30 protein-coding genes and 2 pseudogenes are annotated in these 26969 nt (G+C 55.5%); 20 read left to right on the top strand and 12 right to left on the bottom strand.

Features of this window, described 5'->3' with window-relative positions:
• Positions 1-308 precede the first annotated feature (308 nt).
• Positions 309-929, top strand: a complete 621-nt coding sequence (locus ACP4CD_RS16830) for a hypothetical protein (RefSeq protein WP_064024640.1) — start codon at positions 309-311, stop codon at positions 927-929.
• 57 nt (positions 930-986) lie between these two features.
• Positions 987-1112: pseudogene (locus ACP4CD_RS16825) on the top strand (IS66 family transposase); the annotation flags it as partial.
• Between the two features lie 163 nt (positions 1113-1275).
• On the opposite strand, the gene ACP4CD_RS16820 reads toward ACP4CD_RS16825, so the two are convergent.
• The 8 genes from ACP4CD_RS16820 to ACP4CD_RS16785 form a co-directional block, all read right to left on the bottom strand.
• Complete coding sequence (locus ACP4CD_RS16820) at positions 1276-1722, bottom strand: abscisic acid-deficient protein Aba4 family protein (protein ID WP_426991722.1); 447 nt, start codon at positions 1720-1722, stop codon at positions 1276-1278.
• A gap of 124 nt (positions 1723-1846) precedes the next feature.
• Positions 1847-2287: an SRPBCC domain-containing protein gene (locus ACP4CD_RS16815; RefSeq protein ID WP_426991720.1), complete on the bottom strand. Its 441-nt coding sequence runs from the start codon at positions 2285-2287 to the stop codon at positions 1847-1849.
• 183 nt (positions 2288-2470) lie between these two features.
• Positions 2471-2743, bottom strand: a complete 273-nt coding sequence (locus tag ACP4CD_RS16810; RefSeq protein ID WP_426991718.1) for a hypothetical protein — start codon at positions 2741-2743, stop codon at positions 2471-2473.
• A 162-nt stretch (positions 2744-2905) separates the two neighbouring features.
• Entirely contained in the window at positions 2906-3550 is a 645-nt protein-coding gene (locus ACP4CD_RS16805) for a hypothetical protein (RefSeq protein ID WP_157197712.1), read from the bottom strand.
• Positions 3547-3876, bottom strand: coding sequence for a hypothetical protein (locus ACP4CD_RS16800; RefSeq protein WP_426991717.1), 330 nt, complete (start codon positions 3874-3876; stop codon positions 3547-3549). The genes ACP4CD_RS16805 and ACP4CD_RS16800 overlap by 4 nt, the downstream gene beginning before the upstream one ends.
• A gap of 503 nt (positions 3877-4379) precedes the next feature.
• Complete coding sequence (locus tag ACP4CD_RS16795; protein ID WP_269454743.1) at positions 4380-4688, bottom strand: TfoX/Sxy family protein; 309 nt, start codon at positions 4686-4688, stop codon at positions 4380-4382.
• Positions 4689-4799: 111 nt separating this feature from the next.
• Complete coding sequence (locus tag ACP4CD_RS16790) at positions 4800-5114, bottom strand: hypothetical protein (protein ID WP_064024648.1); 315 nt, start codon at positions 5112-5114, stop codon at positions 4800-4802.
• 119 nt (positions 5115-5233) lie between these two features.
• Positions 5234-6004, bottom strand: a complete 771-nt coding sequence (locus tag ACP4CD_RS16785) for a hypothetical protein (RefSeq protein WP_426991715.1) — start codon at positions 6002-6004, stop codon at positions 5234-5236.
• A 152-nt stretch (positions 6005-6156) separates the two neighbouring features.
• On the opposite strand from ACP4CD_RS16785, the pseudogene ACP4CD_RS16780 reads away from it, so the two are divergent.
• From ACP4CD_RS16780 to ACP4CD_RS16770, 3 genes and pseudogenes are all read left to right on the top strand, one after another.
• A pseudogene (locus ACP4CD_RS16780) lies at positions 6157-6380 on the top strand (phage integrase N-terminal SAM-like domain-containing protein); the annotation flags it as partial.
• A gap of 42 nt (positions 6381-6422) precedes the next feature.
• Positions 6423-6848, top strand: a complete 426-nt coding sequence (locus ACP4CD_RS16775) for a tyrosine-type recombinase/integrase (protein WP_426994701.1) — start codon at positions 6423-6425, stop codon at positions 6846-6848.
• Positions 6849-7166: a tyrosine-type recombinase/integrase gene (locus ACP4CD_RS16770; protein WP_426991714.1), complete on the top strand. Its 318-nt coding sequence runs from the start codon at positions 6849-6851 to the stop codon at positions 7164-7166.
• A 330-nt stretch (positions 7167-7496) separates the two neighbouring features.
• On the opposite strand, the gene ACP4CD_RS16765 is transcribed toward ACP4CD_RS16770, so the two are convergent.
• Entirely contained in the window at positions 7497-8087 is a 591-nt protein-coding gene (locus tag ACP4CD_RS16765) for a Uma2 family endonuclease (RefSeq protein WP_426991713.1), read from the bottom strand.
• A gap of 228 nt (positions 8088-8315) precedes the next feature.
• On the opposite strand from ACP4CD_RS16765, the gene rep reads away from it, so the two are divergent.
• The 3 genes from rep (at position 8316) to ACP4CD_RS16750 (ending at position 10922) form a co-directional block, all read left to right on the top strand.
• Positions 8316-10367, top strand: a complete 2052-nt coding sequence (gene rep / locus ACP4CD_RS16760) for a DNA helicase Rep (RefSeq protein WP_426991712.1) — start codon at positions 8316-8318, stop codon at positions 10365-10367.
• 70 nt (positions 10368-10437) lie between these two features.
• Positions 10438-10656 (top strand): ribbon-helix-helix protein, CopG family, encoded by a 219-nt coding sequence (locus ACP4CD_RS16755; RefSeq protein WP_064024659.1) that lies wholly within the window; start codon positions 10438-10440, stop codon positions 10654-10656.
• The gene (locus ACP4CD_RS16750; RefSeq protein ID WP_426991710.1) at positions 10656-10922 is read left to right on the top strand and encodes a hypothetical protein; all 267 of its coding nucleotides are present in this window, start codon (positions 10656-10658) and stop codon (positions 10920-10922) included. The genes ACP4CD_RS16755 and ACP4CD_RS16750 overlap by 1 nt, the downstream gene beginning before the upstream one ends.
• A gap of 46 nt (positions 10923-10968) precedes the next feature.
• Here ACP4CD_RS16750 and ACP4CD_RS16745 read toward each other — a convergent pair whose 3' ends face one another.
• Positions 10969-12315, bottom strand: a complete 1347-nt coding sequence (locus ACP4CD_RS16745) for a DegQ family serine endoprotease (protein WP_064024691.1) — start codon at positions 12313-12315, stop codon at positions 10969-10971.
• A 146-nt stretch (positions 12316-12461) separates the two neighbouring features.
• Here ACP4CD_RS16745 and ACP4CD_RS16740 point away from each other — a divergent pair, with 146 nt between their 5' ends.
• On the top strand, positions 12462-13811 hold the full coding sequence (locus ACP4CD_RS16740) for a cyclic nucleotide-binding domain-containing protein (RefSeq protein ID WP_064024663.1): 1350 nt from the start codon (positions 12462-12464) through the stop codon (positions 13809-13811).
• 51 nt (positions 13812-13862) lie between these two features.
• Here ACP4CD_RS16740 and rpmG read toward each other — a convergent pair whose 3' ends face one another.
• Both rpmG and rpmB read right to left on the bottom strand, forming a co-directional pair.
• Positions 13863-14018 carry a 50S ribosomal protein L33 gene (gene rpmG, locus ACP4CD_RS16735; RefSeq protein ID WP_064024665.1) on the bottom strand — a complete coding sequence of 52 codons (156 nt, stop codon included), beginning with the start codon at positions 14016-14018 and terminating at the stop codon, positions 13863-13865.
• 11 nt (positions 14019-14029) lie between these two features.
• Complete coding sequence (rpmB, locus tag ACP4CD_RS16730) at positions 14030-14266, bottom strand: 50S ribosomal protein L28 (protein WP_064024667.1); 237 nt, start codon at positions 14264-14266, stop codon at positions 14030-14032.
• A 138-nt stretch (positions 14267-14404) separates the two neighbouring features.
• Here rpmB and gshB point away from each other — a divergent pair, with 138 nt between their 5' ends.
• The 11 genes from gshB (at position 14405) to ACP4CD_RS16675 (ending at position 26967) form a co-directional block, all read left to right on the top strand.
• The gene (gene gshB / locus ACP4CD_RS16725) at positions 14405-15355 is read left to right on the top strand and encodes a glutathione synthase (protein WP_064024669.1); all 951 of its coding nucleotides are present in this window, start codon (positions 14405-14407) and stop codon (positions 15353-15355) included.
• 1 nt (position 15356) lies between these two features.
• The gene (locus ACP4CD_RS16720) at positions 15357-16250 is read left to right on the top strand and encodes an energy transducer TonB (RefSeq protein WP_426991709.1); all 894 of its coding nucleotides are present in this window, start codon (positions 15357-15359) and stop codon (positions 16248-16250) included.
• A gap of 15 nt (positions 16251-16265) precedes the next feature.
• The gene (locus ACP4CD_RS16715; RefSeq protein ID WP_064024672.1) at positions 16266-16832 is read left to right on the top strand and encodes a YqgE/AlgH family protein; all 567 of its coding nucleotides are present in this window, start codon (positions 16266-16268) and stop codon (positions 16830-16832) included.
• The gene (gene ruvX / locus ACP4CD_RS16710; RefSeq protein ID WP_064024674.1) at positions 16825-17271 is read left to right on the top strand and encodes a Holliday junction resolvase RuvX; all 447 of its coding nucleotides are present in this window, start codon (positions 16825-16827) and stop codon (positions 17269-17271) included. Before ACP4CD_RS16715 ends, ruvX begins: the two co-directional genes overlap by 8 nt.
• Before the next feature lie 73 nt (positions 17272-17344).
• The gene (gene pyrR, locus ACP4CD_RS16705; protein WP_064024676.1) at positions 17345-17866 is read left to right on the top strand and encodes a bifunctional pyr operon transcriptional regulator/uracil phosphoribosyltransferase PyrR; all 522 of its coding nucleotides are present in this window, start codon (positions 17345-17347) and stop codon (positions 17864-17866) included.
• On the top strand, positions 17863-18828 hold the full coding sequence (locus ACP4CD_RS16700; protein ID WP_064024678.1) for an aspartate carbamoyltransferase catalytic subunit: 966 nt from the start codon (positions 17863-17865) through the stop codon (positions 18826-18828). Before pyrR ends, ACP4CD_RS16700 begins: the two co-directional genes overlap by 4 nt.
• Positions 18825-20105: a dihydroorotase gene (locus tag ACP4CD_RS16695; protein ID WP_426991707.1), complete on the top strand. Its 1281-nt coding sequence runs from the start codon at positions 18825-18827 to the stop codon at positions 20103-20105. The genes ACP4CD_RS16700 and ACP4CD_RS16695 overlap by 4 nt, the downstream gene beginning before the upstream one ends.
• A 62-nt stretch (positions 20106-20167) precedes the next feature.
• A complete protein-coding gene (locus ACP4CD_RS16690) occupies positions 20168-20860 on the top strand; it encodes a TIGR00730 family Rossman fold protein (protein WP_071158495.1) in 693 nt (230 codons plus the stop codon).
• 55 nt (positions 20861-20915) lie between these two features.
• A complete protein-coding gene (locus ACP4CD_RS16685; RefSeq protein WP_064024686.1) occupies positions 20916-21902 on the top strand; it encodes an AAA family ATPase in 987 nt (328 codons plus the stop codon).
• Positions 21902-22825 carry a DUF58 domain-containing protein gene (locus ACP4CD_RS16680; protein ID WP_281021883.1) on the top strand — a complete coding sequence of 308 codons (924 nt, stop codon included), beginning with the start codon at positions 21902-21904 and terminating at the stop codon, positions 22823-22825. The genes ACP4CD_RS16685 and ACP4CD_RS16680 overlap by 1 nt, the downstream gene beginning before the upstream one ends.
• The gene (locus tag ACP4CD_RS16675; RefSeq protein WP_396642933.1) at positions 22822-26967 is read left to right on the top strand and encodes an EAL domain-containing protein; all 4146 of its coding nucleotides are present in this window, start codon (positions 22822-22824) and stop codon (positions 26965-26967) included. The genes ACP4CD_RS16680 and ACP4CD_RS16675 overlap by 4 nt, the downstream gene beginning before the upstream one ends.
• Positions 26968-26969 lie beyond the last annotated feature (2 nt).

Here is a 26969-nt window from a genome sequence, read left to right as displayed (position 1 = left end):
TTTATGTGCCTTCGGGTTGGATTTATGCGTCTTCCAAGCCTTTGGGAACGCCTTCGCGGCCGTCGGAAACCCACTCGGATGCTTCGGAAATGACCACAAGGCGATTGCTCATGCCTTCGCCCGGTTTTATCGGCCAATAGTGCGACATTTTACCGCACTTGTAGAAGCGGAGAGCTTACCTATAATTCGTCGCGACCTATTTCTAGTGTTAGGAATCCCGTCGATGGATCATTTCCGCTATGCCGGCTTTCGGATTCGCCGATCGTTGCATGGCTTTAATCGCTTTGTTTTAAAAAGGAGAGCATCCCATGGCTAAATCGGATTATTTTCCGCGTCCCGATGGCGAGTTATTGATGTGGCATGATCGATTTATCTTGAATCTTGCCAGTTTGAAAACGCAGCTGGGCTTATCCGATGAGGATATTGCCGGCTGCGGTAGCGATAATAAGGAACTGCACGGTAAAGTGGCCGCCGCCAATATTGCCGCGGCTGCCTCTCATCATGCCACCGCCGAGAAACAAGCGTATCGCAATCAATTGGAAGATAAGGTAAGAGCTTTGGCTCGGCGTATCAAATCTCATCCCAGTTACACGGATGCGCTCGGCAATCTGCTGGGTATCGTCGGCGCGGAAATCAGTACGGATTTATCGGATGCCAAACCGATTTTGAAAGCGGTCGATCAGACCGGCGGTATTGTGGTGTTGAGTTTTCAAAAGTCCAAAAGCGACGGCATCAATATTTATTCGCAGCGCGACAACGATAGCGAGTTTTTGTTTTTAGCGCGCGATACGCTAACCCGCTATGTCGATAACCGTCCGCTGTTGATTGCCGGCAAGCCGGAGTTACGGCGTTATACGGCGGTTTATGTGGTCAAGGATGTCGAAGTCGGCCAATTCAGCGACGAGTTGGTCGTCAGTTGCGCGCCTTAATCGGATAACCCAAGTCTTACCGAGCGGCCTGATCGGCAAAGCCTTCGCGTACCGGGCACGCATTGGGCCGCGCTCACCGTCTATCGCGAAGAAGGGCGGCTGGACTTCGACAACAATGCCGTCGAACGCGCCATTCGCCCCTTCCGGATCGGCCACAACAATTGGATTTTCCGATACCGTTAACGGCGCCAAGGCCAGCGCCAACCGGTACAGCCTGGAACCTTGCCGCTATCCGATGCATATTTTTACAGGACTGCGCAAGGCTCGGACGCTTGCGGATATCGAACGACGAATGCCATGGGCCGCCGAATCCTACTATAACTAACTGAACTAAGTGGGGTAGACCTCACTGCGCCCGCGCCCGCTTTGCGCTGAGTAGCGCTCGACCTGCCAAGTAAAGCAATAGTCCGAGCGGGCCAAACAGGAACGTGGCGGGCAGGGCGATAACAAGCGGAAGGCGGGAATTGCCTTCGGACGACGCGTCGTCGACCAACCACCTGCCGACGAGAAGGTCGAAGGCGAGAAAGTGCGTCCAAGCGCCGAGCATCTTGCCAGGGGCGGCGAACAGAATCTGCACGGCCTCAAGCGACTGAAATCCTCCGCCGGGCGTTGAACCCCAGTACCGAGCGAGAAACGCGACATAAGCCGTGCAGAGCAGGAGTGGTGCTACTCGACCGCTGACGAACAAGATGTTCTCGCGAGTTCGGCCGGCCGGTAGTGGAGCCGCGACCGCAAGGCCCAACCAGGCCGCCATGGCGGCAATGCTCACGATGGAAAAGGCGCTCTCGGGCAAGGTGATGTCCCCTATTTGGCCGCATGCGCGACGGGTTTGTTATGACGCCTCAAGCTAACCGGTCGCGGCACGGAAAGCTGAAAAATAATACCGTCGTAAAACCGAGCTCCGGTCGAGCGCCATGTTATGCATTGGGGCCTTTGCCGAGCACACGTGTCAGACGATCAATATTCTGCTCGTTTGCGGAGCCAACCCTTTGCTTGACGGCTTGAGCTGTTTCGGCGTCTTCGAATACCTGTTCCCAAGTCAAGTGCGTACCTTCGCTGACAGGAACGAGTTGCACGGTAAGCTTGAAGTTTGGAGGGCAATCATGATGGATCACGATTTTGGTATCAGGTACAAGTTCCTCGAAGAAACTGTCATTGGGATAGTTGTTCCCATCAGGGCCGTGCATGATGAACTTCCAGCGACCACCTTCAGTGAACTCAAAAATTTCAAAGGTGTTGGAAAAACCTTCAGGCCCCCACCATAAAGCCAACAAATCAGCTGATGAAAAAGCGCGGTATATTTCCTTGGGCGTGTATGGCAAGTTTCTGTAAGTGCGCATTGTTCTATCTTCACTCATAACCATGACTCCGAGGTAAGTTGGGTTATTACTGCATAACGTCTTAATTCACCGGCCTACTCAACTTTTCGCGCAAGCGGGCATGTGAGTGGTTCTTCGATTGCGGTTGGTTTTTATTTTGAAACAACATGCGGGTTAGTATTGAATTTCAAGCAACGCTGATGGCGCCAGGAATGAAGCGTATTAACCGGGCGCAATATCTAACTTTTTTGTTTGACCTGGCGCTAGAGTAAAACGAACGGAATTTTTACCACATTCGCGCAAAATCCATGGATAGGATGCAGCGACTTCGTAATCTCCGGGAGGTAAATCATAGACATATTTCCCCCAAGGTTTGCGTTCTATATTTCCGTTGATCGTAATCGTAGCAGTGAGTGCTTTATAGAAGAACGCAAAAGGGTTGTGCGTAACTGTTACCTCAATACTACTTTTTGCATTTGAAGCGGCTGTGGTCATAAATATTCCTCGCCTAACGCTTAAATTAAGGTGTGCCGTGAGGCGTCCCGCTTGAATGAGGGGTTGGACGGCGATTTCACTTTTGCAACGGGCTGCTGGGATTAGCTTGTGTTCGCACAATTCAAACCAACATTCCTCCGATTATGCTATCGCTAATAGTATCTACGCGGGCTTATTTGATGCTTTGAATCTTAGCATTCCAAATGCTGCGGCAATGCCACTGGCAAATAGTGCTAAAGCACTTGGTAGTGGCACTGGTGACGCCTCGACGTGAAAGCTATAGTAACCTCCTGACCAGTCATGCGACAGATACCCGTCGATTATAAGATGTGTGCCATCAAATGTGCCCACAAGACTTTCAGGAACGCCCCAATGCAAAGTTGTATTTGAGCACATATATCCCATTGCGGTTTCAAGAGCGCAAAAATTCCACTCAAAACCGGATATTTCTGTGCCAAACATGTTAAAAGGACCGATGCTATATATAGGACTGAAACCAGATACTTCAGGTGGAAGATCTAATGTTGGAAAATTTATACTAATGTTACGTAAAGTTAAAGGCTCATAACTTGGAGTACCGTCATACTTAGTATCGATATAGTAATCAGTTTGTAAGACCCGAACTAATCCACCAAAATTAGCATTAATTAGCTCTCTAGGCTCATCCCAATATGATGGGTTGTAAGTAAGTATACTTGATGACTCATTAATAATAAGGATGGTCGTTGTATCTGTTGCTGTATTTGCCCCTGCCGCCAGCAAGGGAAATGACATAAGCGTTGCAGTTGATAATAGTTTTTTAATCATAAGTTTTCTACTTTCCTATGTATTGTATTTATAAGGTACCAAAATATTAATGTGTAGGAACTTGTCGGTCCCTTACCTTTGTTAGGCTTCTTGGACTTACGCGCGATATTATCCGCTTTGAGAAGTGCCTCGCACTCACCAGACGATGGAACCGTGCGATCCGCATTAATGGTATGCCAGCCACCACGGTTCGGATCTGAGTAACCACATACCGTAAAGCGCACCGGATGATTCATCAGTCCTTCACGCTTTTGAACGGCATTCGTGCGCTCTTCATCCTTGATGATATCTACGATGGCTGATCGACCGAGAAATGGGCGTGACATAGTAGCTCCGGAAAATTTGAGGTGCCTAACGTAGAGCTAACCGGGCGCGACACAGAAAGCTGAGGAATAAAGCCGCGTTATAACCGCGCTCCGATTGAGCGCCATGTTGGACGAAGCCGCTAACGCGGAGAATATCCCGATTGGCAGGTAGTTCATAAAATGTAACCTCACGCCCTCTTTAAGAGTGGACATTCCACGACGAATCATGAGGTTACTCGTCAATGACACCATCACCCGAATCCGATTTCAAGCCAAACTATCAAAGCCATCTTAAACACCTCAAGCTCAAAGGGTTGCAGCCCAAGACGATAGAGAGGCCTAACCGCCATCACGATCACTGCGGTCTGTTTTTTGAAAGCAACGTCATAAACAGACCGCAACCGCCCAAAACACCGAAAAGCTATTTTCTTATATTAAAGTGACCTACCGAACCCAGGGCTTGTCCAACAATCGGTTCAGATGGTGGCTTCGCGCGTTGCGCTCGCACCATCTAACCTTATTCGTTAGGCATTTTTCTTCTTGGGCTTGGGTTGGGGGAGCTCATTTGCCGTAACCTGAATTAACTGGCTTAGCCAGTCTCTGTCTTCCCACAAGTCTGCGGTAACTAAAAGGTGGGGTTTTGCTCCGGGATAAGGAGAGCCTTCAATTACCTGTGAAATAAACCCTCGGCCAGTACTCGTGGGTTTTAGAAACAGCTGATCGTCGCAGACTAGTGCGACGGGTTTCCCCGCCAAATACAAACAGTACTCCCCAAACATCTTTTTTGCGGATACTTGGCCTAGACTCGAGAGTTGGTCTAGGAGAAAGTCCATGGTTGTTTGAGAGGTCGTCATGCGGTTAATGCCTAACGATAAGGGTAACTTGACGGCGCAAGCGTAGCGGCGAAGGCCGCAGAGCTTTTGCCGGTCAAGTTGACCCGTGGGTTATGCGATGAATTCCAATCGCGGCTCATTTTCTAATTCCAGGATGATTTCTTTCTTATCTGTACGAAGACAAAAAATATGTTCACGAACCCAATGCATGCCTACAACACCATCCATACACATGTCGTCGTATTCATCATCGATAGTTTCTTCGGAGTAGGAGCGGATACCGGTAAAAATTACTTTGGTGTGCGGCTTTAAGCTATTTGGGTCCGGTACACATTCAAGGACCAGTGTTCTGTTACCAATATCGTAGACCAAGCTGCTGATATATGGTGAACAACTTGCTAGATACCTATTTGTAAGATCTTCCATGCCGAATTGTCTCTAAAGCGCATAACGATAGGTATAACGTGCCCAGAAAAGCGGAGCGGCGATAGCGGCGGAGCTTTTTGGGGTCAAGTTGATACGCTCGTTATGAGCTTTGCCTCTATTCATTGTTTTTCCCAGATCTTTCGGATAACCGAGAAAAGTTTCCTTTCTTCCTTTTCAACAACTTCAACTTCGGGCTTAATCTGATCGCTCTTTTCAGGGTTTTCCACTTCTAACTTCCATTTCTCGTCCTCGGTTAGCGGCTGCTTCAAGCTGCTTCCACCTTTGTGAGGGTATGGGACATAGTTTTCCGGAGGAGAGAGAATCAGACTCTCACATTGCTCAGAACAACTATTTATTAATAGCGGGACTACATCCGTACCAATACGAAGAGAAACCCATAGTTGATTGGTTTTATCGTAATCCATCTCTTTGTTACAGATACTACATTTAACGGTTTCTTGTGCGTACCTCACCGGATTTCTATCAAGTCCTGGAAAGCCCATACGATTTTTACAGTTTCCATATAATGCTCTCGTGCTAATCCGACTGCCCTTAAGCCGCTTACATCGTATAATCTCGTACGGTAACCAATGCAGCTCATAAGAAGTATACGGATCAAAAAATTCCAGCGACTCCATTTCGCCAATCTCTGGCGGAATTCTTTCTATCATGCTGCCGTAAAGCCAAACCTTCTTAACTTTATTTAATTTGGCTATTGATTCAGGTAATTCCCGAATTTCGCTAAATAATTCAGCACCTAGTACTTCCTTTGGTGAAAACTCACCACCACCATTATCTGCGAGCTCATCGACATACTCACAAAGCTTCTTCCAAGCCTCTGAAGTCCTATCTTGAACGTTATTCCTTATTGCAGATATTCGTGTGCTCAATGTTAAAACTCACTCTGGAATTTGGGTGTTCATAACGTAATGTATACGACATTGCTTGTCCTATAATCCAGGGCATTATGTCGTATAATCCTTTTTTCATGATAGCAAGTTATTGTTTGTGAAAGAATTCGCTCGGGCAAACGGGACATGTTATGGAAACAAATACGACATCGGCACCGCCAAAAAAACGACTGGATCAGGTACGCGATAAAATTCGTTTCAAGCACTACAGTCTGAGTACCGAGGATACCTATGTCTACTGGATTAAGCAATTTATTTTATTAACGCCAAGCGTCATTCGACGGAGATGGGTGCGGCCGAAGTCGAACGGTTCTTGACCTATCTGGCAACCCAGCGGCATGTCTCCAGCTCCACGCAAAATCAGGCTTTGTCGGCCATTCTGTTTTTGTATCGCGACATGCTAGCGGTGCAATTGCCTTGGTTGGACGGCTTCGAGCGCTCGAAAAAGCCGCGCGGATTGCCGGTGGTGTTGACGACGGCCGAAGTGCGGCAACTGCTCAAACACGCGGAATCAGCGTCGCCGCCCATAGGCCTCCTCATCCGCTTGCTTTACGGCACCGGCATGCGATTGATGGAAGCGGTTCGTTTGCGGATCAAGGATGTGGAGTTATCCCGCAAGGAGATTGTGGTTCGCGACGGCAAGGGCGGCAAAGACCGCGTAACGATGTTGCCGGATAGTTTGTTGGAGCTGATGCGGACACAACTGGCGCTGCGCAAGTCTTGGCACGATGAGGATTTGCGCTTGGGGAAAGTCGATGTCTGGTTGCCCGACGCGCTGGCGGTCAAATATCTCAACGCGGCAAGGGAATGGGGCTGGCAATAGGTGTTTGCAGCGGCAAATTATTCCGTCGATCCGCGTTCCAAAGGCGAACGCCGCCACCATGTCTATGAAAAACAGGTGCAGCGCTATGTCAAAAAAGCGGCCGCGGCGGCGGGCGTCGTCAAGCCGACTTCGCCGCATACTCTGCGCCATTCTTTCGCGACCCATATATTGCAAGCCGGCTACGATATTCGTACCGTGCGGGAATTGCTCGGCCACAGCGATGTCTCCACAACCGTAACTATTCAGCGCGAAGTAAAAACGCCCTCTCCCGACGGAGCGGGGGGTGAATACCTTGATGTCAGCTATGCCGTTCGCTGAGCGGAGTCGAAGCGAAATCGCTGGCTTCGGCTCCGCTCAGCCAGCGGCTTACATTGACTGTAACCGCTTAACTTGACGCCATTGGTAACCACCTTCCCCCCAAACGGCCTCTGAATAGTTACCCACGACCATGATATACACCCATGTACTGAACAAAGGCGGTAAAGGCGTGACCAGTCCGCTGGATTTAATTAAATAAGCACCAAACCGAGCAACAAGCCAGCAGAAATCCATCGGCGCCAGGTCTTGCAAAACCCGCGTAAGCCGACAGGCGTTTCTCCGCATGATAGTAACCGATGGCGCTAGCACCGCTGCTGAAACACGACTAGCTTAACCCACCTGATTTTCGCCGTTCTCACATACCTTGTCATAAACCTCGCGCAAGCTGAGTTGGCAGTCGATGCTTTCAAGGGGCACGTTCGCGTCCAATCCCAGCGATTCGCTCAATATCCAGACTTCGCCTTGGCGCAGATAGCGCTCGATGCCGGGCTGATCCTGGGTGACCAGCAGATATTCGCGCAAACTGGCGATTTTTCGATAATGGGCAAACTTTGCACCGCGGTCGTAGGCCTCGGTGGACGGTGATAACACTTCGATCAGCAGCGTGGGATTGAGCAAGGTATCCAACTGGGTGTCTTCGAACTCCGGTTTGCCGCAAACCACGGCGACATCCGGGTAATGATAGCTGCGGGCCTTGGCGGCCTTGACCCGCATGTCGTTGACATAGGCTTCGCAGGGGCGGTTTTTCAGTTGTCTTCGTAACTCTCCAGCGATATTGATGGTTATCAAATTATGCTCGCGGCTGGCACCGGTCATGGCATGGATTTGCCCGTCGTGGAATTCGCTTTTAATCGCGGCGCTGCGTTCCAGGCTTAAGTATTCTTCGGCGGTGTAGCGGGTTTGTTTAACCACGGCGGACATGAATCACCTCGACAAATCATCGCAATTAAGGGAGCAGACCAAATGACGGTGCTGCAAATGGCGGGAAGCTCGATAGGCGTTCAATTCTACGGAAAAACTAAAATAGCAGGCAACTTCCTACTTTCGTTTTACAGGGATTCTTGTAATGCCGCGCCCTAAATGCTCTCGGCACAAACCACCCCGGCCTGAGATAATAAGCGCTTCGTTGTTTCGCTGTATTCGCCGTCCGTGTCCCCCAAACTCAATCCGCAACAACTCGCCGCCGTCAAAACCATCGATCATCCGCTGCTGGTGTTGGCCGGCGCCGGCAGCGGCAAGACCCGGGTGATTACCGAGAAAATCGCCTATCTGGTGCGGCAAGGCACCCCGGCCCGGCATATCGCGGCGGTGACCTTCACCAACAAGGCGGCGCGGGAGATGAAGAGCCGGGTGTCCAAGTTGTTGGACGACAAGCAAAGCCGGGGACTTAGGGTTTCGACCTTTCACTCGCTGGGCCTGGACATACTGCGCGCCGAGTACAAGACGCTGGAGTACAAATCCAGCATCAGCCTGTTCGACGAACAAGACCGGCTGAGCTTGCTGAAAAATCTGGTCAGCCACGGCATCAAGGATTGCGACGAGGATCAGATCGACCAATACAACTGGCAGATCGGCCAATGGAAGAACGCCTTCGTCACCCCCAAGCAGGCCCTGCATTTGCCGGACGCGGCGCTGCACGCGCCGGCCAGGCTGTACGAGGCCTACACCCGCAGCCTGAAAGCCTACAACGCGGTGGATTTCGACGACTTGATTCTGTTGCCGGTGTTGCTGTTTCAACAGCATGCGCCGGTGCTGGAAAAATGGCAGAACCGAATTCGCTATTTGCTGGTGGACGAGTACCAGGACACCAACATCACCCAGTACCAACTGGTGAAACTGTTGGCCGGCAACTTGGGCCGCTTTACCGTGGTCGGCGACGACGACCAGTCGATTTACGCCTGGCGCGGGGCGCAGCCGGAAAATCTCAGTCAGTTACAGAAGGATTTCGGCCGCTTGCAGGTCATCAAGCTGGAGCAAAACTACCGCTCGGCCGGGCGAATCTTGAAAGTCGCCAACCACCTGATCGCCAACAATCCGCATACCTTCGAAAAGAAATTATGGAGCGAGCTGGGTTTCGGCGACCCGCTGCGAGTGCTGAGCCATAAAAACGACATTGCCGAGGCCAAGCAGATCGTCGCCGAAATCGTCCACCACCGCTTCAAGACCGGCGGCTCGTACGGCGATTACGCGATTCTGTATCGCGGTAATCATCAGTCGCGGTTGTTCGAGAAGGAATTACGCGAGAACAACGTGCCCTACTTCATCAGCGGTAGCGCCTCGTTTTTTTCTCACGCCGAGATCAAGGACGTGTTGGCCTATCTGCGCTTGTTGGTCAATCCCGGTGACGACGCGGCATTTTTGCGGGTGATCAACACCCCACGCCGCGAGATCGGCCCGACCACGCTGGAAAAACTCGGCGCTTACGCCAACGAACGGCATATCAGTCTGTTCGACGCCTGCGGCGAGTTCGGCTTGCAACAGCGCATCTCGGAAAAATCGACGCAACGTTTGCACAAGTTTTGCGAGCTGATTACCGACACTGCCCGCGAGGTCGAAACCGGCGACACCTTCAAGACCATCCACCGTCTGATCGACCAGATTCATTACCAATCCTGGTTGCAGGAAAACAGCAAAACGCCGGCGGCGGCCGAACGGCGGATGAAAAACGTGCTGGAACTGGTCGAATGGCTGGAGCGCATCGCCGTAAAAGACGGAGCTAACGGCGACGGGGATGCCGGAGCTAGCGCGACGCATGCGGCGGGCGCCGGGAAGTCGCTGGCCGAAGTCATCGCCAAGGTGATGTTGCTGGACATCCTAGACCGCAACCAGGAAGAGCAGGCCGGCGATCAAGTCAGTCTGATGACGCTGCACGCCGCCAAGGGTCTGGAGTTTCCGCATGTGTTCATGATCGGCATGGAAGAAAACCTGCTGCCGCATCAAAACAGCATCGAGACCGACAACATCGAGGAAGAACGCCGGCTGGCCTACGTGGGTATCACCCGCGCCCAACGGACCTTAACCTTCAGTTATTGCACCCATCGCAAGCGCTACGGCGAAATGGCCGAATGCGAACCCAGCCGGTTTTTGGCGGAATTGCCGGAAGAGGATTTGGAGTGGGCCAACAAGAAACAGTTGGCACCGGAAGAAAGCAAACAGCGCGGCAAGGCCAATTTGGCCAATTTGAAGGCGATGCTGAGTTGATTTGCATTGTATTTACAGTAATTTCGCAGTAGTCTTTTGTGTCGACGGTTTCACTTTTAGGAGCATTGACATGCCACGCTTTACGATAGATCTTTCCGCCGAGATCGACCAAAAACTCACCGAAATTTCGCGCAAGGAAGGCATCAGCAAAGCCGAAGCCATGCGCCGGGCTTTCGCGTTGCTGGCTGTTGCCGAGCAGGAGAAATCCAAGGGCAATTCATTGGGTATCGTGCGCGAAAATGCCGACAGTCATGAATTGCAAGCCATCGGCAGAATTGTGGGGGTCTGATGGCTGAAAAGCCGCAATCCCGGGACGTTGATATCAACGATGCTTTTCGGAGCGATAGCCAAGTCGGACTCGACGAGAGCGATAGGCTAAAATTGGCCCGCCAGGTGTTAATGGGCATGGCGGCGATTTGTATTGGGGTATTCGTTGGATACGCCAGTTATCCCGACAACAAAGCGTTGGTGGATATTTTTGAGCTGATAAAGATCGGTGCTTTGCCGTTAATTACGTTAATCGTGTCGTTCTATTTTCCGAATAGTGCGAAGTAGCTCGATGAAAGCCGGGGCAATCCAGTTTACCCCGGCTTTTTTCAATTTATTGCAGTACTACGAAAAACGCTTCTCCGCCGCGTTGCAGATTGACTAGCAGCGGGGCATTCGGATTAACCACCTGTTTTATTTCATCGAGATTGCGCACCCGGTAGCGGTTGGCGGTAACGATGATGTCGCCGGGGCGTAAACCGGTTTTCCAGGCCTTGGAGTTTTGCTCGACTTTTTCGATCAGCACGCCTTCGACCTGATCCTTGGGCGTCACGCCCAGCGCCGCGCCGCTCAGCGTGGGGTGCAGTTTGTCGCCGGCCAATTGCGGACGCTTGGGTTTGCCTATCGTGGCTTGCAGATTCATCCGCTCTTCGCCGCGCACGACGTCCAGATTGGCGGTGTCGCCGATTTGCAGCAAGCCGACGGCATTGCGGATTTGGGCACTGCCGCCCTTGACGTCCTGACCGTTGATGCCGACGATGATGTCGCCGGGTTCCAGGCCGGCTTTCTCGGCTGGCGAACCGGCTTCGACCCGGCTAACCACGGCGCCGTGCTGGCTTTTCAACGAAAAGGCCTTGATCAGATCCGGCGTCAAATCCTGAGTGGTCACGCCGAGCAGACCGCGACGGACTTCGCCGTGCTGAACCAACGACTCCATCAGGCGCATTGCCATGTTGGACGGAATCGCGAAACCGATGCCGACGTTACCGCCGCTGGGCGCCAGAATCGCGGTGTTCATGCCGACGAATTCGCCGCGCAGATTGACTAGCGCGCCACCGGAGTTGCCGGGGTTGATCGAGGCGTCGGTTTGAATGAAATCTTCGTAACCTTCGATACCCAAATTGGAGCGGCCCAAGGCGCTGACGATGCCGGAGGTCACGGTTTGGCCGAGGCCGAAGGGGTTGCCGATCGCCACGACGAAGTCGCCGACCTTGAGTTGGCCGGAGTCGGCGACTTTCAACGCGGTCAGATTGTCGGCCGGAATTTGAATAACCGCCACGTCGGCTTCCGGATCGGCGCCGAGCAGTTTGGCGTTCAATTGCCGGCCGTCGGCCAAGGTCACGGTGATCTTGTCGGCTTTGTCGATGACGTGGTTATTGGTCAGCACGTAACCTTGATCCTTATCGACGATGACGCCGGAACCCAGACTGTTTTTTTGTTGCTGGCGCGGATTGTTAGGAATGTTGAAGAAGCGCCGAAACACCGGATCGTTCATCAACGGATTTTCCTGCATCCGCACATTGGTGGAGGTGGAAATGTTCACCACGGCGGGCATGCTTTGTTCCAGCATCGGCGCCAACGACGGCAGCGGACTGCCATCCACTTGGCCAGGCAGCGCGGCCATGCCCCCGGTGCTTTGGAGACCTATCGCTATAATCAGTAACAATCGGGTAATCTTCATCATGGTTTCGGGTTTTAGGCGGTTAAAAATGCCAGCATGGACAAGCTGGATGACGAAATGTTTCTACAAGCCTATAAGTAATAATGTTCTATCATAATTCAAGTGCATCCGACGCAATCCCACCACTTTTTATCCGCAACTGACCCGTGGCTGTCGATATCCATTCCGCCGAAGGCCGGGTCATCCGGCAACTGATACCGCTGTCGACGCTGCCGTTCAACAAGTTCGAGGAGTTGTGCGGGCTGGTCGAGATCGAACAGGCCGAAGTGGGCGATTATTTGTTTCGCTACGGCGAGGATCGTAACGATCTGATTTATTTGATCGACGGCAGCGTCACACTGCAGACTGACGAGTTGACGATAGAAACCATCAAGGCCGGCGGCACGTCGGCCCGCTTCGCGCTGGCGCACCAGATCCCACGAAAAGTCAATGCGCTCGCGGATAGCAGGATTCGATTTTTACGCTTGAGTGCTGATATGATCAGGGCCGCGCAAGAGCCGCCGTACGAAGAAACCGAGAGTTATATGATAGTTGACGATGTCGAGGAAAACGACGATTGGATGACGACGTTGTTGAAGTCCCCGGTATTTCGCGCGTTGCCTCCCGCCAATTTGCAAAAAATTTTGATGGGTTTGCAGGAGGTCCGCTTCAATCCCGGCGACGTCATTGTCAGGCAAGGCGATGTCGGCGACTATTACTACATCGTCAAGAAAGGCCAATGTCTGGTCAGCCGCAAGCCGGCGCCCAACGCCAAGGACATTAAATTGGCGCAGTTGGGCAATCAGGATACCTTCGGCGAGGACGCCCTGATTTCCGGCGAGCCTCGTAACGTTTCGATCACCGCGCTGACCGAGGTGTCGTTGTTGCGCCTGGCCAAGGAAGCCTTCATCACGCTGATCAAGACGCCCACGTTGAAGTACGTCGATTATTACGAGATGCAGGATCTGGTGGCCAAGGGCGCCGATTTGATCGACGTGCGCGAGCCGGACGAATATCGCCGAGGTCATTTGCCGCTCAGTATCAACGTGCCGTTTTACTCGTTGCGGATGCAGATCAAGACCTTGAATCGTCAACACCCCATCGTGGTGGTTTGCCAAAGCGGCCGCATGAGCGCCACCGCCGCGTTCATCCTGCTCCGGCACAAATTCAACGCTTTGATCCTGAACGGCGGTTTAGACCAGATCGATCCCGGTCAATTGAAAACGGCCTCGTCGTTTCCGATCGACGACGGCGTCGAAACCAGTAACTTCATCGACACCACCGGTAGCGAACCGCAACCGGTCAGCAGTTTGCCGGCGACGACCCAGGCATCGTTCGCCGAATCGTCGTCGCTGCAAGACGATACGGTGCGCATGCGCCGCTTGTTGCAGCAACTGAAGACCAAATACAATATTTTGGATGCCGAGAAAAAGGCTTTGGAGATGAAGTATCTGGCACTCGCCAAATACACTGAAGCGTTGAAGGCCGAACTGGCCGAATTGAAAAAACCGCGCTAGCCGGGCCGGCGATGCGATGGCATCCGGCCCAATCCAGCGGACGGAAAGCCTTTATTTGATTTTGGCTTCTTTGTACATCACATGCTTGCGAACGACGGGATCGTATTTTTTGATCTCCATTTTTTCGGGCATGGTTTTTTTGTTTTTGGTGGTGGTATAGAAATGGCCGGTGCCTTCGCTGGATACCAATTTGATTTTGTCGCGCATGGTCAGTCTCCTTAAACTTTTTCGCCGCGTTTGCGGATGTCGGCCAACACTGAGTCTATGCCGTTTTTATCGATGATGCGCATGCCTTTCGGCGACACTCTCAAGCGGACCCAACGGTTTTCGCTCTCGACCCAAAATCTGTGGTAATGCAGATTGGGCAAAAAACGTCTTTTGGTGTGGTTCATTGCGTGCGACACGTTATTGCCGCTCAGCGGGTTTTTACCTGTTACTTGGCATACTCTGGACATGACTACCTCAGTGCGAGCTTTTAATTCAAAATAGCCGCGCTTTATATCAAAAAACTTAAGCCGGTAAACCACAGCCCGGAAAATAAATTTGATAGAATCGGACTTATTTTCTCCGGTTTTCCCCGCGAAAGGACAGCAATGGCTATCAAACTCGGCATGGTCATGGACCCCATAGACCAAATCAACATCAAGAAAGACACCAGTTTCGCCATGCTGTTGGAGGCCCAGGCGCGAGGCTGGGAATTGCATTATCTGGAGCTCGCCGATCTTTACCTCAGCAACGGCCATGCTTATGCCCGCAGCCGGCTGCTGAGGGTGGAACGCAATCCGAACGGATGGTTTGAGTTTACCGGCGAACAACGCATTGAATTGGCCGATCTCGATGCGATCATCATGCGCAAGGACCCGCCGTTCAATCAGGAATACATCTACGCGACCTACATGCTGGAACAGGCCGAGCGTCAGGGCGTTTACGTGGTCAATAAGCCGCAATCGCTACGCGACGCCAACGAAAAAATGTACACGGCCTGGTTCCCGCAATGCTGCACCGACACCTTGGTGGCTCGCGAACGGCAACGCATTCGCGAATTCCTGGCGGAGCACCGCGAAATCATTCTGAAGCCGCTGGACGGCATGGGCGGCGCGTCGATTTTCTACGTCCGCGAAGGCGATCCCAACCTGAGCGTGATTCTGGAAACGATGACCGACCACGGCAGCCGCTTCATCATGGCGCAAAAATACCTGCCGGAAGTCAGGGACGGCGACAAACGCATCTTGATGGTCAACGGCGAGCCGGTCCCTTATTGCTTGGCCCGCATCCCGGCCAGCGGCGAAAGCCGGGGCAATCTGGCGGCCGGCGGCCGCGGCGAAGGACGCGAATTGAGCGCCAGGGATCGCTGGATCGCCGAGCAAGTCGGCCCGGTGTTGCGCGAAAAAGGTCTGATTTTTGTCGGTCTGGACGTGATCGGCGACTATCTGACCGAAGTCAACGTTACCAGCCCGACCTGCGTTCAGGAATTGGACAAGCAATTCGGCATCAACATCAGCGCCCAGTTGATGGACCATATCGCCGCCAAGGTATCCGCCTGAAATGTCCGCACCGCCATTGACGCCAACGCCGTTATCGCAAAGCGACACGCTGCTCACCGCGCTATTCGTCGCGGCGATCATTCATGTCGCGGTCCTGCTCGGCGTCAATTTCACCGCGCCGCATCCGCCCAAGGCCGACAAATCGATCGAAATCACGGTCTCGCACGCGCCGGCCAAGCAGGCGCCCAAGGAAGCCAAATACTTGGCCGCCGATCACCAAATAGGCGCAGGCCGCGAAACCCGCAAGCCGGCGACGATTCCGCAAACTCTACCGAGAGCGGAACAAACCGAAAGTCAGCCGCGGCCTAAAGCCGCGCCCGTGCCGGCGGCACCGTCTCCCAAACCCGTCGTGCAAAAAGTCCTGACCCAGGCGCAAGCGCCGGTCAAGGTCGAATCGCGCCCCGAGCAGGCGGTCGAACCGGAACAGGTGGCCGAGCCGCTCGAAGACAAACCGAAATTGTCGGCCGAAGCCTTGCAACAGCAGATCGCCCAACTCGGCGAGCGTATCCGGGCCAGCCAGCTCAGCGCCGAAAACACCAAGATCAAGTCCGTCAACGCCATCAGCACGCATAAATATTTGGCGGCGCAATACGTCAAGGATTGGGAGGACAAGGTTGAGCGTACCGGCAATCTGAATTATCCTGAGGCTGCGCGTAAAGCCGGCTCCCAGCAAATGCTGACCATGGATGTCGGCATCAACGCCGACGGCAGTATTTACAGCATGCGCATCGTCCGGTCTTCCGGCAACCCGGCCTTGGACGACGCCGCCAAGCGGATTGTCAAGATGAGCGCGCCGTTTGCCGAATTGCCCGAGGAATTGATGCGCGAAGTGAACGTTTTGGTAATAACCAGAGTCTGGAAATTTTCAGACGAAACCGGGATGACCGCCCGCTAGCCCAACAGTATTCCCATGACAGACGCGACTTATCTGAATAACCAATTTCTGATCGCCATGCCCAGTTTGGCCGATCCGCACTTTTTTCATACCGTGACCTACCTATGCCAGCATAACGACGAAGGCGCGCTGGGTATCGTCATCAATCGACCGACCGGTATGAAATTGCGCGACATCTTCGAACAAATGGGCATCGATTGCGACCTGAACGACGTGCTGGAAACGCCGGTCTTCGCCGGCGGACCGGTGCAGCAGGAACGCGGCTTCGTCATCCACGGTTTTTGCGAACAGCACTGGGATTCCAGCATTCCGACCGCTGAAAACATTACGTTGACCAGCTCGCGCGACATCCTCGAAGCCATTGCCAAGGGCAAGGGGCCTAGGGATTATCTGATCGCTCTCGGTTACGCCGGCTGGGGTAGCGGCCAACTGGAAAAAGAGATCGTCGAAAACGCTTGGCTGAATACCCCGTCCGGCGAAACGATCCTGTATCACACGCCGATCAGCCAGCGCTGGAATGCCGCCGCCAGCCAACTTGGCATCGACATCAATCGCCTGACCACGCCGGCCGGCCATGGTTAACCGCGACCCCTTGGCCGCCAAACTGAGTAGCGACACGTATCTGGGTTTCGATTTCGGCAACAAGAAAATCGGCGTCTCGGTCGGCCATGCCGACACCGGCATCGCCAGTCCGCTGGCCACGTTGCGCTCGATTCAGCAAGTGCCGGACTGGCAAGCCATCGGCAAATTGATTGTCGAATGGCAACCGGTCGGCCTGGTGGTCGGCATTTCCCGGCAACAAGACGGCAGCGACAACGTCATCACCCCCCGTATGCGGAAATTTTGCCGGCAATTGCACGGCCGCTACCAACTGCCGGTGCATCAGATCGACGAAACCCTGACCACGTTCGCCGCCAAGCAAATGCTGTACGACGATCTGCATGTCAGCGCTGCTAAACTATGGGCCGTGCAGGACCAATTGGCCGCTCAAATCATTCTGCAGAGCTGGTTCGACCGCTAGTCGAGGCCGCTTCGGCCCGGTTTTTTCTTCGCTGGTTTTTCCTATAATAATTACAATCCAACCGCCAACCGCCATGTCAACCGCTACTTTAAACATTGATGTATTACTCGACGCACTGGAGTTGGCGATACGCCAGCAAATCGCCGAACGCAAGCTGCACAACCCGCTGCTGATCGGGATTCATAGCGGCGGCGCCTGGGTCGCCAATCACATGCATCGCCGCTTGGGCGGCAGCGAGCCGTTGGGCTTGTTGGACATCACCTTTTACCGAGACGATTTTTCGCAAATCGGCATGCATCCCAAGATCAAAACCAGCCAATTGCCGCCGCATCTGGAAGGCCGCGACATTATTTTGATCGACGACGTGTTCTATACCGGTCGCACCGCGCGGGCCGCGCTGAACGAAATTTTCGACTACGGCCGGCCCAACCAAGTGGTGTTGGCAGTGTTGATAGAACGCGACGGTCGGCAGATACCGCTGCAACCGGATTGCCGGGGCATCCGCATCGATTTGTCCGGCAATCAGCGCATCAAACTGACTGGCCCGGAACCCTTGGGCATCGAAATTCAAACCCCTAGCGGAGTACCTGCATGACCAAGCATTTGCAGCTCAACGAGCAGGGTAAGCTCAAGCATTTTCTATCCATTGAAGGTCTGAGCCGCGAACTGTTGACCGAGATCCTCGACACCGCCGAATCCTTCGCCGGCATGTCGGAGCATCAAGTCAAAAAAGTGCCGCTGCTACGCGGCAAAACCATCGTCAATCTGTTTTTCGAAAACAGCACTCGTACCCGCGCCACTTTCGAACTGGCCGCCGCCCGGCTGTCGGCCGACGTGATGAATATGAACATCGCCACTTCGTCCACGGCCAAGGGCGAAAGCCTGCTGGACACGATACATAACCTGGAAGCAATGCACGTCGACATGTTCGTGGTCCGTCACGCATTGAGCGGCGCCGCGCATTTCATCGCGCAGCATGTCGCGCCGCATATCAGCGTGATTAATGCCGGCGACGGTCAACATGCCCATCCGACCCAGGCGATGCTGGATATGTACACGATCCGCCAATATAAACAGCGTTTCGAAGGACTGAAGGTCGCCATCGTCGGCGACATTTTGCATTCGCGGGTAGCCCGCTCGCAAATCGTCGCGCTGAATACCTTGGGTGTTGCCGAAGTCAGGGTCATCGCCCCAAAAACCTTGTTGCCGGCTCAGGTCGCCAGCATGGGCGTCGTCGCCGTGCATGACATGGATGAGGGCTTGGACGATGTCGATGTGGTCATCATGCTCAGATTGCAAAAAGAGCGGATGAATTCGGCCTTTTTGCCGAGCGAAAGCGAATTTTTCCGTTGCTTCGGCCTGACCGAGGCCAGGCTGCAACGCGCCAAGCCGGATGCCGTCGTCATGCATCCCGGCCCGATCAATCGTGGCGTGGAGATCGCCTCCAGCGTCGCCGACGGTCCCCAGTCGGTGATTCTGCAACAGGTTAGTAACGGTATTTCGGTGAGAATGGCGATTATGTCGATGACGATGTCCGGTCAGGGAGGAACGGCGTGAGCAAAATATTGATCAAGAACGGCCGGGTGATCGATCCGGCCAACCGGATCGACGCCCAAGCCGATCTGGCGATCGCCGACGGTAAAATCGTCGGTTTAGTCGGCGACGACTTCAGTGCGGATCAAATCATCGACGCCGCCAACCAAATCGTTTGTCCCGGCTTCGTCGATATGAGCGTGCGGCTGCGCGAGCCGGGCCAAACCCAAAAAGGCAATATCCTCGGCGAATCGCGCGCCGCGCTGGCCGCCGGCGTCACCTCGTTGTGCCTGCCGCCGGATACCCAACCGGTCATCGATACGCCGGCCGTCGTCGAATTCATCAAGGACAAGGCCGAAAAAGCCGAATACCCGCAAATCCACCCGGTCGCCGCCTTGACGCAACGCCTGGCGGGCAGCGAGCTGAGCACGATGTTCGCACTGAAACAGGCCGGCTGCATCGCGGTCGGCAACGCCAGCGCGCCGCTCGCCAACCTGTTGATCCTGCGCCGGGCCATGGAATACGCCGGCAGTCACGGTCTGCTGTTGATGTATCGCGCCAACGAAGCCTCGCTGAGCGGCAAGGGATGTGCCCATGAAGGCGCGGTCGCCAGCCGTTACGGTCTGCCGGGCATTCCGGAAGCGGCCGAGTCGATTGCGTTGGCCCAGTGCCTGGAACTCGCCGAGCTGACCGGTTGCCGCGTGCATATCAGTCAAGTCAGCTGCCGACAGTCGGTGATTAAAATTCAGCAGGCGAAAAAATACGGGCTGAACGTCACCGCCGACGTCGCGGTACACCAACTGCACCTAACCGAGAACGACATTACGCCGTTCGACAGCAATTACCACGTGATTCCGCCGCTACGCAACGATATCGACCGCCAATATCTGCGCGACGGTCTCGCCAACGGTACGCTAGACGCGATTTGTTCCGACCACCAGCCCCACGACCTGGACGCCAAGCTCGGCGCATTCCCGGAAACCGAACCCGGCATCGCCGCGCTGGAGACGCTGCTGCCGTTGACCTTGGCCTACGCCCGCCAACATGGCTTGAGTCTGGCGCGCGCCATCGCCAGTCTCACCGAGAAGCCGGCGGGTATATTGAGCCTGAACGCCGGCTCGCTGACACCGGGGTGCCCCGCCGACGTTTGCGTGTTCGACCCCGAGTACCTTTGGCGGGTCGAACGTGGCCAATGGCTGAGCGCCGGTTGCAATACGCCCTATTGGGGACAAACCTTGACCGGCCGGGTCACGCACACCCTGCTCGGCGGTAGATTGGCGTATCGATTGCCACCCGGATGATGCCAGCTCGCCTCCGCTAACCCCATTTTGCGCCGCCACGCGGCATCTTTCAGGAAATACCCATGGTTTGTATCAAAAACAGGAATAGCTCGCCGAGCATCATCGACGACTTGAAAGGCGATCAGTCTTGGCGCATTTTCCGGATCATTAGCGAATTCACCGAAGGCTTCGACGAACTGTCGGATCTGTGCGACGCGGTTTCCATTTTCGGCTCGGCGCGGCTGGAGCCGGAACACTTTTATTACCAAAAGACCGTCGAATTGGCCGAGCTGCTCAGCCAACATGGTTTCGCGATCATCAGCGGCGGCGGGCCGGGCATCATGGAAGCCGCCAACAAGGGCGCGCTGGCCCAGGGCCAGACATCCATCGGTCTGAACATCGAGTTGCCTATGGAGCAAAAGCCCAACCCCTACCAAAGCCTGTCGCTGAATTTTCGCTATTTTTTCGTCCGCAAGGTCATGTTCGTCCGCTATTCGATGGGTTACGTGTGCATGCCCGGCGGTTTCGGTACGTTGGACGAGTTTTTCGAAGCGCTGACGCTGATGCAAACTCACAAGATCTATCCGTTGCCGCTGGTCTTGTTCGGCGGCGATTTCTGGAACGGATTGGTGGATTGGATGAAATGCAAGATGCTGGAATACGGTACGATTTCCGAGGAGGACCTGTCGTTGATCACGATCACCGACGATCCCCGCCAAGTCGTCGACATCATGATCGCCCATCGGGAATGGAAAGACCAACAGCGGCGCAATTAAACTTTCCGGGCCGCCATCTGTCACAACCTTGCTTTAAACCAGGATTTTATTCGACATGACCGAGACCAGTCTCAGTACCAGCCAAGCCGCCCTCCAACAACTGCAAGCCCACATCAACACCCAAATCATCGGCCAGGCCGTTCTGGTGGAGCGGATGCTGATCGCGCTGCTGGCCGACGGCCACTTGCTGGTCGAGGGCGCGCCGGGATTGGCTAAAACCCGTGCCATCAATGTGTTGGGTCAGGGGCTGGAAGCCGATTTCCATCGGGTGCAATTCACGCCAGACCTGCTGCCCGCCGATTTGACCGGCACCGAAATTTACCGCCCGCAACAAGGTAGCTTCGAATTTCAAAAAGGTCCGCTGTTTCACAACCTGATATTGGCAGACGAAATCAATCGGGCGCCGGCCAAGGTGCAGGCGGCGCTTTTGGAAGCGATGGCGGAACGCCAGATCACGGTCGGCAAGGCCACCTACCCGCTACCGCCCTTGTTCATGGTCATGGCCACCCAAAACCCGATCGAACAAGAAGGCACCTACCCGTTGCCGGAAGCCCAGCTCGACCGTTTCCTGCTGCACGTCAAAATCGATTATCCCAGCCCGAGTCACGAGCAGGCGATTCTGCACCTGGCCCGAGCCGAGGCGCGCGGCGAGCTGGCGCATAAGACCGCGGCGCCGACCAAGGTCGGCCAACAAACTTTGTTCGCGGCGCGCGCCGAGGTGCTGGATTTGTACATGGCCGAAAGTCTGGAGCAGTATTTGCTGCAAATCGTGCTGGCAACCCGCAATCCGGGCGCGTACGGCCAGGATTTGGCCGGCTGGATACAATACGGCGCCAGCCCGCGCGCCAGCATCGCGTTGGACCGGTGCGCCCGGGCCAAGGCCTGGCTGCAACAGCGCGATTTCGTCGATCCCGGCGACATCCAGGACCTGGCCTACGACGTGCTGCGCCATCGTTTGATTCTGTCCTACGAAGCGGAAGCGGAAGGCATCAGTCCGGACCACGTCATCAAAGAGTTGATCGCCCGTATCGCGGTACCCTGATGAACCAGTTCCAAATCGCCGGCAACGAACGCATCGCGGTCGACTTAAAGACGCTGCTCGATTTGGCCAAACCGGCCGCCGCGTTGAAACTGGGCAGCGGCACGATTCGCGCCAGCCAGGGCGGACATTATCTGTCGCGCTTCAAGGGTCGCGGCATGGCCTTCGATGAAACCCGTCTGTACCAACCCGGCGACGACGTGCGCCGCATCGATTGGCGGGTGACCGCGCGCACCGACAAACCGCACAGCAAAATCTATCGCGAAGAGCGCGAGCGGCCGATGTTTATTGCCGTCGATTATCGCGCCAGCATGCAATTCGCGACCCGAGGCGTATTCAAGGCGGTACAGGCCGCCCGACTGGCGGCGCTGCTGGCTTGGGCCGCCTGGCATCAGGGCGACCGGATCGGCGGGCAGATTTTCGCCGAACACGGCTGCCAGGAATTCAAGCCGCAAAACGGCAAGGCCGCCGTGTTGCGTTTCCTGAACGCGCTGGTTCGGCCGGATTTTGCCGGCGACCCGGTGACCGGTTTGGACCAGCCGTTGGCGCGTTTGCTGCACCACGCCCGCCCCGGCAGTCGGGTCTATATCCTCAGCGATTTTCGCGGACTGAACGCCGCCGCCGAAAATCATTTGGCTTATCTGGCTCGCCACTGCGACATCGTATTGGTGCAAATTTTCGATCCGTTCGAGCTTGCCTTGCCGGCGAGCGGCAGATTCCGACTGGTGGACCGCTGGCGCGAACTGATCGTCGACGCCGCCGACCGTCGGCAAGCTGAGGCGCATCGCCAACGCTTCGAGCAACGCCAAACCTTGCTGCAGCGCTTGAGCAAGCAATTGCGCTTGTCGTGGCTGCAATGCAGTACTCAGCAGCTTCCGCGGCAGGCCTTGGGACCGACCTTGCCCGCACCCGGAGGCCGGGCATGAACGCGATGCCGCCGATGTTTAACATCGTAGACAATGGGTTCGGCCAGGTCGGCCGCGAAAGCCGAAGCCTGCCGCCCGCCGGCATCAAAGCCATGTTTTGGTTGGCCGCCGCGATGTTCGCCAGCGGCTGGGCCGGCTTGAATATCGTGATTCCGCCGGGCTATGCCAGTCCGCTGTGGCCGCCGGCCGGTATCGCGCTGGCCGCGTTGCTGATCTGGGGCCGCCGCTTGTGGCCTGGCGTCTGGTTAGGCGCGACCGCGACCCAGTTTCTGGCGATCGCCGACTTTACCGAACACTATTCGCTGGTTTCGGCGCTGACCGCGTTGGTGATAGGCGGCGGCAGCACCTTGCAGGTGTTGGCCGCCTGCTATTTATCCGCGAAATACCTGGAACCCGGACTGCCGAAATTGGACAGCCCGCGCTCGATACTCGGATTCTTTGTGCTGACCGCGCCGCTGGCCTGCTTGATCGCCCCGAGCGTCGGCGTTGCCGCGCTATTCGCCGCGCAATTCATGCCACCCGAGCAGTTGGGAAGCGCTTGGCGTAACTGGTGGATAGGCGACTGTCTCGGCGTTACCGTCGTCACGCCGCTGTTGTTGTGCTGGTTCGGGATGCCTCGCGAACTCTGGCGGCCGCGCGGGATCAGCGTCGCGCTGCCGTTGCTGGCCGCGTTGTTGGCTTTGGTGCTGGTTTTCGTTCAGGTGTTTCGGGCCGAGCAGGCTCGCATCCAGGTGGCATTCGATAACCGTGCCGGCGAGATCGAGCGCTTGTTGACCGAGTACGCCGCCAATGTACTCGACAATACCCTGGCCCTGCGCGATGTGTTCGTGGCGTCCGAGGAGGTGACCCGCCGCGAGTTCGCGGTGTTCGCCCAAGGCATCTTGTTGCGCCATCCGGAAATTCAGGCCCTGGAATGGCTGCCGCTGGTCAAAGCGGCACGGTTGGCCGCTTTCGAAACGTCGGTGCGCGCGGAAGGTTACCGCGAGTTTCGAGTGACCGAGCGCCGGCCCGACGGCTCGCTGGCGCCGGCTGAATTACGTCCGGAATATTGTCCGGTTGCGTTTATCGAACCCATGCCGGGGAATCAGGCCGCCTTCGGCCTGGATTCCTGCGCCAATTCGGCTAGTAAAGCCTCCAAGGATTACGCTCGCGAAACCGGCAAGATTAGCGCCTCGCCGCTTTTGAATTTGATTCAGGATACCGCCGGTTTGCCGGGCATACTGGTATCGGCACCGCTGATCAAGCAAGCATCGAGCATTGATGCGCCGGTATTCGAGGGCTATATATCGGCGGTGCTTCTGCCGGCCAAAATGGTCGACATCGTCACCCAGGGTTTGAGTTTGGACGAATTCGGTTTAAAAATCGAAGATCTTGGCGCTCCGGAAACCTTGGCGGTGTTGTTCGCCAAACCCATCGACAGCCTGACCGGCAAATACGCTCTGAAAGAGTGGCACCATCGCTTTGCGTTCGCCGACCGAACTTGGCAAATCACGGTCAGTCCGGGTAGCGGCTTCGTGGCAGCGCAAGGCTCGTCGCTGCCCTGGATTACCTTGATCGGCGGTTTATGCTTCGCCAGTTTGCTGAACGTGTTGCTACTGATCGTCAGTGGCCGCACCGCTCACGTCGAAGCCTTGATCGAGGAACGCACCGACGAATTGGAAAACGCCGTCGCCGAATTGCAGTCGGCCGCGGCCAAGGCCCGAGAATCGGAAGTGAAGTTGCGCACCATCGTCGATTCAGAGCCGGACTGCGTGAAACTGCTGGATACCGCCGGCCGTTTGTTGCAGATCAATCCGGCCGGTTTGGACATGATAGGCGCCGAGAGTCTGGAACAGGCGCAAGCGCTGGATTTGGCCGAACTGATCGTGCCCAAGTACCGCGCCGCTTTCGAAGGCTTGAGTCGGCGGGTGTTTGCCGGCGTATCGGGAACCTTGGAATTCGAAATTATCGGCTTGAAGGGCCGCCATCGCTGGCTGGACACTCATTCGGTGCCGATGCGCGACGCCGAGGGGCGGATCACCGCGCTGCTGGGCCTGACCCGCGACATTACCGAACGCAAGCGCGCCGAGGAACATTTGCGGCTGGCGGCCAGGGTGTTCAGCGATGCCCACGAAGGTATCCTGATTACCGACGCCAACGCCAATATCATCGATGTCAATCCGACCTTTTGCGACATTACCGGCTATAGCCGCACCGAAGTCCTCGGACAAAATCCGAGGTTTTTGCAAAGCGGCAAACACCCAACCGATTTCTACGCGGACATCTGGAGAACCCTGCGGCTCAATTCGTATTGGCGCGGCGAGTTGTGGAACCGGAAGAAAAACGGCGAACTCTATGCCGAACATCTGACGATCTCGGCATTGTGCGACGCCGACGGCAATACCAGCCACTATATCGGCCTGTTCTCGGACGTGACCCACGCCAAGCAGCAACAGCAATTGCTGGAGTTGATCGCCCATTACGATCCGCTGACCGGCCTGCCCAACCGGATTTTGTTCGCCGACCGGCTGAACCGGGCCATCGCCCACGCCAAGCGCGAACCGTCGCTGCTGGCGATCTGCTTCCTGGATTTGGATGGTTTCAAGCCGGTCAACGATCAGTTCGGCCACGACGCCGGCGATCGGGTGTTGGTCGAAATTGCCGAACGCATCAAGGGCGGCATCCGCGAGGAAGACAGCGTGTCCCGCCACGGCGGCGACGAATTTGCGTTATTGTTGGGCGGCATCGAGTCGGTCGAACAATGCGAACAAGCGATATTGCGCATCCACCGGGCGATCTCGCAACCCATCCTGATCGACGACCAGCCGGTCGAGGTCGGCGCCAGCACCGGATTCACGGTGTTTCCACTGGACGACGCAGACCCGGATACCTTGTTGCGCCATGCCGACCAAGCTATGTATCAGGCCAAAATGGCCGGCAAGAACTGCTTCCGCCTGTTCGATACCAACCGCGACCAGCAAATCATTCACCGCAATCTGCGCCTCAAGGAAATCGAGGAAGCGTTTGGCGCCGGCCAGTTTTGCCTGTACTACCAACCCAAGGTCAACATTCAAACCGGTCGGGTGACCGGCGCGGAGGCCTTGCTGCGCTGGCGGCATCCCGAGCAAGGCTTGGTGCCGCCGCTGAGCTTTCTTCCCGCCATCGCCTCCACCGAACTGGAAATCCGGATCGGCAATTGGGTGATCGCCGAGGCTTGCCGACAACTCGCCGACTGGCAAGCGCAAGGCTTGAACTTGGAAGTCAGCGTCAACGTTTCGTCCTACCATCTGTTGTGGCCCGGTCTGTACGAGCACATCGAGGCGACGCTGGCCCAATATCCGGCGGTCGACTCGACCTATCTGCAACTGGAGATCCTGGAAAGCACCGCGCTGGACGATTTGACCGCGGTCAACCGTACCGTCAGGCATTGCCGCGAGGAGTTGGGCATCAGCATCGCGCTCGACGATTTCGGCACCGGTTACTCGTCGCTGACCCATTTGCGGCACTTGTCGGTGGATACCGTCAAAATCGACCAAAGCTTCGTCCGCGACATGCTGGACGATCCGGACGATTATGCGATCATCGAGAGCGTCATTGGGTTGAGTCAGGCGTTCCGGCGTCGGGTTATCGCCGAGGGGGTCGAAAACCCGGATCACGGTACCGTCCTGTTGTTGATGGGTTGTCAATTGCTGCAAGGCTACGCCATCGCCAGGCCGATGCCGGCCGCCGATCTGCCGGCCTGGATCGCCGCCTACCGCCCGTATTCGGAATGGCGGCATTACGCCAATGCCGGTTTGGCGCCGGATCGGGCCCTGGTCGAGATCCGCAAATTCGACACCCGCCACTGGCTGGCGCATCTGCGAGACAGTTTGAATGCGGAATCCGGTGCCGACCGGCATTGGCCGATATTGAATCCGCGTAAATGCCATTTGGGCCGGTGGTTGAAACAGGCCAAGGCAGGGAACAAACACAGTCAGGCCTGGTTGAACCAAATAGAGGTCCTGCACCAGGAACGTCATCGCTTGGCCAGCGACTTAAAACATCGCTACGATGCCGGCGAAATCGCGGTCGCTCGCAACGGGTTCGAGCAAGTGCGGGCCGTCCACGATGCGCTGTACGCGCTACTGGTCGCCGAACCCGAACCGGACACCGAGGACGCTTGATC

Source organism: Methylomonas stagni (assembly GCF_050154735.1).
GTDB lineage: Bacteria > Pseudomonadota > Gammaproteobacteria > Methylococcales > Methylomonadaceae > Methylomonas > Methylomonas koyamae_A.
This window is presented reverse-complemented; position numbering and strand designations above follow the sequence as displayed.